Consider the following 7,400-nt stretch of genomic DNA (forward strand, 5'->3'; position numbering starts at 1 on the left):
TCTTCTCCGCCGCCATCACGCCCGTCGCATCCGCCGCCGCAACCGCAACATACGTGAGATAAACCGCCATCAGCGGGCGGACGAAGGGACGCCCGCGTTCGTCGCGGTGGGCGGCGCGGCCTTCCGGCAAATCTCCCCTTGCCATTTTCCCCGCCGACATCTTTTCGTCGCGGAGCGGCCGCAGAGCCGCGCGTCGGGTGCGGCCCAGGCCACGCCAGACGTAAGGGCCGGGCGATGTCCTCCTGCGCGAGGCCCCACCGGCGCGGTGCTGAGAAGGGGCCGATGACCGTCAGACCCTGGACGACCCGGCGAGCGGCCGCTCTCGGCCTGATGCTCTGCGGCCTCGCGGGCGGGGTCCCGACGAACGCCTCCGCGGCCGACGTAACCGTCGGCGTCGCCCTGCCCCGCTCGGGCGCCTACGTCGCCGTCGGCGAGCAGGTTCTGCGCGGCGTCGAGGCCGCCGCCCGCGATGCCAACGCCCGCGGCGGCCTCGGCGGCCACACCATCCTCCTCGACGTGCAGGACGATGCCTGCGACTCCAACAAGGCGACGGCGGTCGCCAACCATTTCGTCCAGAGCGGCGTGAAGCTCGTCGTTGGGCATGTCTGCTCGAACGCCTCGATCGCCGCCTCCGAGGTCTACGCCGCCAACGGCGTGCTGATGATCACCGCGGCCTCGGTCTCGGCCCGCCTGACCGATCGCGGCCTGCCCAACGTCTTCCGGGTCTGCGGGCGCGACGACGACCAGGCCCGCCTCTCGGCGATCGTGCTCGCCGAGCGCTTCCGCGACCGCAAGATCGCGGTGATCCAGGACCAGACGCCCGCCGCCCGCGCCCTCGCCTCGGCGACCAAGGACAACCTCAACCGCATCGGCATCAACGAGGCCCTCTCGGCGAGCTTCACGCCGAGCGACGCCGACGACGCGGCGCTCGCCGACCGGCTGAAGGGGGCGGGCATCGAGGTCGTCTACTACGGGGGCGACGCCGCCGAGATGGGGCGCCTCGTGCGCATCGCCGCCGAGCGGGGCTTTCGCCCGCAATGGTTCGGAACGTCCGCCATCGCCACCGAGGATTTCAGCCGCATCGCTGGGCCCGCCAGCAACGGCGTGCTGATGACCTTCTACCTCGATCCGAGCCGGCAGCCCCCGGCGGCGGCCGTCGCCAAGAGCTTCCGCGCGGAGGGCGTCGAGCCGACGGGCTCGTCGATCTACGGCTACGCCGCGCTCCAGGCGCTCGTCGCCGCGGCGGGCTTCGCCCACACCACGGACCCGCGCGGCATCGCGGCGACGCTGCACGCGGAGCGCTTCGACCTCGTGCTCGGCTCGGTCGGCTTCGATGCCAAGGGCGACGTCACCGCCCAGGGCTACGTCCTCTACGTCTGGCGGGATGGCAAGTTCACCCCGGCCGGCAAGCCCTGAGGGATCAGCTCGGAGTTTTCAGTCCCTTTGCGCCGCGTCGACCTCGGCGCCGCGCCCGAGGTCGCGCAGCACCTCCGCCAGATGTGGCCGCACCCGGAGCTGGAGGGCGTGCAGGCGGCGCACCGCCTCGCTGAGGCTGCCCTCCCGCTTGAGGATCGCGTCGGCGAAGCCGATCATGCGGGCGTTCGGCCAAGCGGGCTCCCGCAGGGCGTGCAGGCGCCCGATCAGGTCGGCGGCGGACGTCTCCGGCTCCGACTGCGCGAACAGGATCGCCAGCGCCGCCGTCGAGCGCGACAGGCCGTAGTGGCAATGGACGAGGACGTGTCCCGCCCCCTCTCCGAGGTCCCGGCCGAAGCCGAGGATCGCCTCGATGTCGGCGGCCTGCGGCGCGGTCTGGCCCTCCAAGGGCTCCAGGCAGTCGTGGAAGTGCAGCGTTGTCCGCCGGTGCGCCGGCCATGCCCGGAAGGCCTCGGGCTCCGGCGTGCCCGGGTCGAGGAGCGACAGCACATGGGTGACGCCGCCGGTGCCGTGGCCCGACAGCTCCTCGAGTCCGCAGACGGTGTGCAGGGTGACGGCGTTCGGCTTCACGGCCGCGGGCCTATCACGGCGCCGGCCGGGTGGCGAGGGATGCGGGCTGCGACGGTTTCGAGCCGCGTGCGGGCGTGCTAGGGGCGGCCGCCGGCCGGAGCCGGACCCACCGAGGAGACACGATGGGCCTGAAGAGACGCACGCTTCTCGCCGCCGGCGTCGGCGCCGCGACCGGTGCCGGACTGTCCGCGCCCGCCCTCGCGCAAGGGGCGCCCGAGACCCGCTGGCGGCTCGCCTGCGCCTATCCGAAGAGCCTCGACAACCTCTACGGCGCCTGCGAGGCGGTGGCGCGCATCGTCGCCGAGGCGAGCGAGGGCCGCTTCCAGATCCAGGTCCAGGCGCCGGGCGAGCCGGTGCCCGCCGAAGGCGTCATCGACGCGGTCTCGGCCGGGACCGTCGAGATGGGCTACGGCCCGGCCTCCCTCGGCGCCTCCCGCGACCCGACCTTCGCGCTGGCTTCCGCCATGCCCTTCGGGCTCAATGCCCGGGGCCAGAACGCCTGGTGGCACCAGGGCGGGGCAGCGGACGTGTTCGCCGAGGTCTTCGCCCGCAACGGCGTCGCCTGCCTGCCCTGCGGCAACACCGGCGCCCAGATGGGCGGATGGTTCCGGCGCGAAATCAAGTCGGCCGCCGACCTCAACGGGCTGAAGATCCGCATCGACGGGCTTGGCGCGCAGGTGCTGGCGAAGTTCGGCGCCGTGCCGCAGACGGTCGCCGGCCCCGACATCTACGGGGCGCTGGACTCGAAGGCCCTCGACGCGGCCGAGTGGATCGGCCCCTACGACGACGAGCGGCTCGGCCTCCAGAAGGTCGCGCCGATCTATCACTATCCGGGCTTCTGGGAGGGCGGCTCCGTCCTGCATCTCTGGATCGGCGCCGAGCGCTGGAAGGCGCTGCCGAAGCCCTACCAGGCGATGCTGCGGGCCGCCGCCGCCCAGGCCGGCGCCGACGTCCAGGCGAAGTACGACGCCCGCAACCCGGCCGCGCTCCGCAGGCTCGTGGCCGGGGGCGCCCAGCTCCGCCCCTTCCCGCAGGAGGTGATGGAGACGGCGCTCAAGCACGCCAACGACGTCTACGCCAAGCTCGCCGAGAAGAGCCCCGACTTCCGCCGCGCCTACGACGCCCTGCGCACCTTCCGGAACGAGGAGTATCTCTGGTTCCAGGTCGCCGAGTACACCTACGACAACTTCATGATCCGCGCCCGGGCGCGGGGCTGACCGGCCAAGAAAAAAGGCCACTCCCGAAGGAGCGGCCCGAAGTCTAGGGAGGAAACGCCCAAGGAGGGCAGCGAGAGCGCGACGCCATCGCCCTCTCGCAATGCACAATCTGATCCTCTTTCAGATGAATTCAAGGTCGATCGGGCAGCAGGGCTGTCGTTTCGCGTGTGCTGGCACACATCGCGCCGAGACTGTGTTCAAAAGAGCGCATCGCATCGCGCGAAAGGCGTCGCCGGGCGCCGCCGCCGTGCCCCGAGTTGAAACGACACCGGCAACGGCCGACGCGCAGTCTCCGAGTGATCGCTGCGGCATCGTGGACCGCCGATAACTGGCGATCAGCTTGGCCGTATCCGATGCGGCCGCGCCGGAGCGCCCTAGCTTGCCGACGAGACCGCATCCGGCGCGAGGGGCAACCATGGCGATCCAGTCGCAGCGTATCCGGGTCCTCAACGACGCCGAGGCCCGCAGCGACGGCGCCTACGTCCTCTACCTGCTCCAGCAGGCGAACCGGGCCCATTTCAACCCGGCCCTCGAATTCGCCATCGAGGAGGCGAACCGCCTGAAGCTGCCGCTCGTCGCCTGCTTCGGCCTCCTCGACGGCAAGAGCGGCTTCCCGGAGGCGAACGCCCGCCACTACGCCTTCCTGCTCCAGGGGCTCGCCGACGCGGCCGCCGGGCTGGAGAAGCGCGGCGTCCGTTTCGTGATGCGCAAGGCGTCGCCCGCCAGGATCGCCATCGATCTGGCCAGGGATGCCGCCCTGCTCGTCCTCGACCGCGGCTACCTCGCCATCCAGAAGGGCTGGTACGCGGAGATCGGGCAAGGCTTCGGCGGCCGCATCGTCCAGGTCGAGGGCGACGTGGTGGTGCCGGTCGAGACCGCCTCGAGCAAGCACGAGTACGGGGCGCGCACCCTGCGCCCGAAGCTGCATAAGGTCTGGGACGACTACATCGAGCCCCTGCGGGCGCGGCGCCTCACGCACAAGGCCGGCAAGGGCCTGCCGGAGAGCGAGATCGACGTCTCCGATCCCGACGCGGTGCTGAAGGGCATGAGCCTCGATCGCGACGTGCCGCCGGTGGTGCGCTTCAAGGGCGGGGAGACCGAGGCGCGAAGGCGGCTGAAGGCGTTCCTCGCCGGTCCCTTCGAGGGCTACGGCGCCGACCGCAACAAGCCGGAGGCGGATGCCGCCTCACACCTGAGCCCCTACCTGCATTTCGGCCAGATCTCGCCCGTCGAGATCGCGCTCGCCGTGCGCGCCGCCAAGGTCGGCGACCGGGAGGACCGCTCCGCCTATCTCGAGGAGCTCGTGGTGCGCCGGGAGCTCGCGATGAACCACGTCTTCTACACGGAGAGGTACGACCGCTACGCGCACGCCGTGCCCGAATGGGCGCGCAAGACCCTCGAGGAGCACGCCGACGACCCGCGCCCGCATCGCTACACGGAGAGGCAACTCGCGGCCGGCGAGACCCACGACCGATACTGGAACGCCGCCCAGGCCGAGATGCGCGAGACCGGCTACATGCACAACCAGCTGCGCATGTACTGGGGCAAGAAGATCCTCGAATGGTCCCCCTCCCCCGAGGAGGGCTTCGCGCGCACGCTCCGGATCAACAACCGCTACTTCCTCGACGGGCGCGACGCGAACTCCTTCACCAACGTCGCCTGGGTCTACGGTCTGCACGACCGCCCCTGGGCCAAGCGCAAGGTGTTCGGCACCGTGCGATACCAGAGCGAGAACTCGCTCCGGAAGTTCGACGCCAATGGCTACGTGAAGGCCGTCGAGGCGCTCTGCGAGGCCGAGCGCCGGGGCGAGAAATCCTGCCGCACCGATTGACGGACGCGCCCGGCGCCGCGATGCCGGACACGGCTCGTCCCAAGCGGCCTGCCGGGAGCCGCCACAGGACATGGATCATCCGACGAAGCCCGGACGACCGACCGCCGCCACCCGCGGCCGTGCCTGGCGCAGGCGGTCGATCATGCGCCTGCGCCGGAGGTCGGGACGGGCGCTGGACACCGGGCGCAACCGGCTGCTCTTCGTCCTCGGCGGCATCTGCGTGGGGCTCGCCGCCGTCCTGATGGCCTGGGCCGCCGACGCGGCGCAGGCCGGGTTCCGGGCCGCCCTGTCCCTCTCGCCGCTGGTGGCGCTCGGGCTGACGCCGGCCGGCTTCGCGCTGGCGGCCCTTCTCACCCGCAACGTCTTTCCCAATGCCCAGGGCTCCGGCATCCCGCAGGTCATCGCGGCGCGGGTGACGGAGGATGCGAGCCTGCGCCGACGGCTCGTCTCGCTGCGCATCGCGGTCGGCAAGGTCGTTCTGCTCGGCCTCGGACTCGCCTGCGGGGCCTCGGCCGGGCGCGAGGGGCCGACCGTTCAGGTCGGCGCCGCGATCCTGGCCGCCTTCGGCCGGCTGACGCCCGACCGCGTGCCGGGGCTGCTCCTCGCGGGCGGGGCGGCGGGGGTGGCGGCCGCCTTCAACACGCCGCTCGCCGGCATCGTCTTCGCCATCGAGGAGCTGGGGCGCGCCTACGATAGGCGCTCGGCCGGCCTGACGGTGGCCGCGATCGTGGCGGCGGGCCTGACGGCCTTGGTCGCCCTCGGCAACTACACCTATTTCGGCAGCACCCGCGCCGGGCTCCCGGCGACGGTCGAGGCATGGGCGGCGGTGGTCGGTGTCGCCCTGGCGGGCGGCCTTCTCGGCGGTCTCTTCAGCCGGATCGTCATCCTGTTCGGCCGTGGCCTGCCGGGCCGGGCGGGCCGGATGATCGCGCGCCGGCCGGTCGCCTTCGCGGCGGCCTGCGGCCTCGGGGTGGCGCTCTGCGGGCTCGTCTCCGGCGGCCTCGTCTACGGCACCGGATACGAGGAGGCGCGGGCGATCCTGCACGGCGAGGCAGCGGCCCGGTTCGACTTCGCGCCCTTGAAGCTCATCGCCACCGTGCTGACCTCGGTGAGCGGCATCCCCGGCGGGCTGTTCGCGCCGTCGCTCGCCGTGGGCGCCGGACTCGGAGGATGGGTGGCGGGCCTCGCCCCGGGCGTGCCCCTCGGCGCCCTCGTCCTCGTCGGCATGGTCGCCTACCTCGCCGGGGTGCTGCAGGCCCCCCTCACCTCCTTCGTGATCGTCGTCGAGATGACCCAGGACCACGCGCTGGTCATCCCGCTGATGGTCGCCGCCTTCCTCGCCGACGCCGCCTCCCGGATCCTGTGCCGTGACGGGCTCTACCACGCCCTCGCGGAGGCGATCCTGGACCGAGCGGCCCCTTCCGTGCGGACGTGATCGGCGGGCGTGGAACGGTTCAGCTTGTCGGCAGTTGTCGCTCGCTTTTCGACGCCGGAGTCCGCGACCATGACCCTCCTGAAATGGGCCCTCATCTGCTTCGTGATCTCGCTCGTCGCCGGTGCTCTGGGCTTCACCGGCATCGCCTCCGGCGCGGGGTCGCTGGCCCGCATCCTGTTCGGCCTGTTCCTCGTGGTCGCGATCCTGATCGTCGTGGTCGCCTTCGCCATCGGGCAGGCGGTGTTCTGAGGCGGCGATGAGCGCTCGCGGGCCCATGGCGGGGAAGACCGTCCTCGTCACGGGCGCCACGAGCGGCATCGGCTACGAGACGGCGCTCGGCCTCGCCGGGGCCGGCGCCTGCGTCGGCCTCGTCGGGCGCGACGGAGGCCGCACCGAGCGCGCGGCCTCCGACATCCGCGCCGCGGTGCCGGGGGCGCAGACCGAGACCTTCGTCGCCGACCTTTCCTCTCAAGGAGAGACGCGCCGGCTCGCGTCTCAGGTGCGCGAGCGCTTCGCGCGCCTCGACGTCCTCGTGAACAACGCCGGCGCGATCTTCGATCGTAGGGCCGAGACCGTCGACGGCATCGAGCGGACCTGGGCCCTCGACCATCTCGGATACGTGCTGCTTACGCTGGAGCTTCTCGACCTCCTGAAGGCGAGCGCCCCGGCGCGGATCGTCAACGTCGCCTCGGCGGCGCATGCCCGCGGCCGCATCGACTTCGACGACATCGACTGCCGAAAGGGCTACCAGCCCTTCGCGGTCTACTGCCGGGCGAAGCTCGGGAACGTGCTGTTCACGCGGGCCCTGGCCCGGCGCCTTGCCGGCAGCGGCGTCACCGTCAACGCCTTGCATCCGGGCGTCATCGATTCCGGGTTCGCCCGCGGCAACCGCAGCCTGTTCGGCCTGTTCTGG

The 7,400-nt window shown here is 72.0% G+C and carries 7 protein-coding genes; 6 read left to right on the top strand and 1 reads right to left on the bottom strand.

Annotated elements, in window-relative coordinates; translation table 11 throughout:
* The first annotated feature begins 330 nt into the window (after positions 1–330).
* Positions 331–1,416 (top strand): branched-chain amino acid ABC transporter substrate-binding protein, encoded by a 1,086-nt coding sequence (locus MFF04_RS21835; RefSeq protein ID WP_373320141.1) that lies wholly within the window; start codon positions 331–333, stop codon positions 1,414–1,416.
* A gap of 18 nt (positions 1,417–1,434) precedes the next feature.
* On the opposite strand, the gene MFF04_RS21840 is transcribed toward MFF04_RS21835, so the two are convergent.
* Entirely contained in the window at positions 1,435–2,004 is a 570-nt protein-coding gene (locus MFF04_RS21840) for a tyrosine phosphatase family protein (protein ID WP_238279096.1), read from the bottom strand.
* Between the two features lie 122 nt (positions 2,005–2,126).
* On the opposite strand from MFF04_RS21840, the gene MFF04_RS21845 reads away from it, so the two are divergent.
* The 5 genes from MFF04_RS21845 to MFF04_RS21865 all read left to right on the top strand — a co-directional run.
* The gene (locus MFF04_RS21845; RefSeq protein WP_238279098.1) at positions 2,127–3,221 is read left to right on the top strand and encodes a TRAP transporter substrate-binding protein; all 1,095 of its coding nucleotides are present in this window, start codon (positions 2,127–2,129) and stop codon (positions 3,219–3,221) included.
* Positions 3,222–3,636: 415 nt separating this feature from the next.
* On the top strand, positions 3,637–5,052 hold the full coding sequence (locus MFF04_RS21850) for a deoxyribodipyrimidine photo-lyase (protein ID WP_238279100.1): 1,416 nt from the start codon (positions 3,637–3,639) through the stop codon (positions 5,050–5,052).
* A 70-nt stretch (positions 5,053–5,122) separates the two neighbouring features.
* A complete protein-coding gene (locus MFF04_RS21855) occupies positions 5,123–6,487 on the top strand; it encodes a chloride channel protein (RefSeq protein WP_238279102.1) in 1,365 nt (454 codons plus the stop codon).
* A 69-nt stretch (positions 6,488–6,556) separates the two neighbouring features.
* Positions 6,557–6,736 (top strand): DUF1328 domain-containing protein, encoded by a 180-nt coding sequence (locus MFF04_RS21860; RefSeq protein ID WP_238279104.1) that lies wholly within the window; start codon positions 6,557–6,559, stop codon positions 6,734–6,736.
* Positions 6,737–6,743: 7 nt separating this feature from the next.
* Positions 6,744–7,400, top strand: a 657-nt coding sequence (locus MFF04_RS21865; RefSeq protein WP_238279106.1) for an SDR family NAD(P)-dependent oxidoreductase, incomplete at its 3' end; no start/stop codon positions are given.

The sequence above is a fragment of the Methylobacterium jeotgali genome, from assembly GCF_022179345.1.
GTDB classification, from domain to species: Bacteria; Pseudomonadota; Alphaproteobacteria; order Rhizobiales; family Beijerinckiaceae; genus Methylobacterium; species Methylobacterium jeotgali.

Excerpts from the sequence above, each read along its gene's own strand:
- MFF04_RS21845 (WP_238279098.1), top strand. The coding sequence starts at position 2,127 with ATGGGCCTGAAGAGACGCACGCTTCTCGCCGCCGGCGTCGGCGCCGCG.
- MFF04_RS21860 (WP_238279104.1), top strand. The coding sequence starts at position 6,557 with ATGACCCTCCTGAAATGGGCCCTCATCTGCTTCGTGATCTCGCTCGTC.
- MFF04_RS21835 (WP_373320141.1), top strand. The coding sequence starts at position 331 with ATGCTCTGCGGCCTCGCGGGCGGGGTCCCGACGAACGCCTCCGCGGCC.
- MFF04_RS21850 (WP_238279100.1), top strand. The coding sequence starts at position 3,637 with ATGGCGATCCAGTCGCAGCGTATCCGGGTCCTCAACGACGCCGAGGCC.
- MFF04_RS21855 (WP_238279102.1), top strand. The coding sequence starts at position 5,123 with ATGGATCATCCGACGAAGCCCGGACGACCGACCGCCGCCACCCGCGGC.